The sequence below is a fragment of the Escherichia sp. E2661 genome, assembly GCF_004745185.1.
GTDB lineage: Bacteria > Pseudomonadota > Gammaproteobacteria > Enterobacterales > Enterobacteriaceae > Escherichia.
Map to the genome: position 1 here is coordinate 1 of NZ_PDIG01000061.1, position 635 is coordinate 635.

1 protein-coding gene is annotated in these 635 nt (G+C 52.9%); it reads right to left on the minus strand.

The window, feature by feature from the left end; all coding sequences use genetic code 11:
* The coding region (locus tag CRI63_RS23615) for an MFS transporter (protein ID WP_135520999.1) at positions 1–226 on the minus strand (226 nt) is incomplete at its 3' end.
* Positions 227–635 lie beyond the last annotated feature (409 nt).

Genomic DNA, 635 nt, shown 5'->3' on the forward strand with positions numbered 1-635 from the left:
GGCGTTCAAACATATCACCGAGGGGAACAAGAAACAGCAGACCTGCGGCATAGCCCAACTGCGCGGCGGTAACAATAAAGCCCGCCGAACTGGCGGAAAGGGAAAAGTTACGCGCGATGGTGTCGAGCAATGGCTGTGCGTAATAGTTGCTGGCGACCGCCAGACCGGTGGCGATCGACATTAGCACGATCAGCGCCGGGCTAAGCTCATGATTGGGTTTAGTCATTATTTTTGTTCATCAGGTGATGATTAAGCTGGAAATCAATAATAGCGGATGTTGATGAATATGGGATGAAAGATAGATTGTTGAAATGTGCGGTGTGGTTTGTAGGCATGATAAGACGCGCCAGCGTCGCATCAGGCATTGAGCACAGAACGGCGGATGCGGCGAAAAACGCCTTATCCGCCCTACGGAATGAGTGTGTTTGTAGGCATGATAAGACGCGGCCGCGTCGCATCAGGCATTGAGCACAGAACGGCGGATGCGGCGAAAACGCGTTATCCGCTCTACGGAATGAGTGTGGTTTGTAGGCCTGATAAGACGCGGCCGCGTCGCATCAGGCATTGTGTACAGAGCGGCGGATGAGGCAAAAACGCCTTATCCGCCCGAATAAAATTACTTCTGCGCTGCCAGC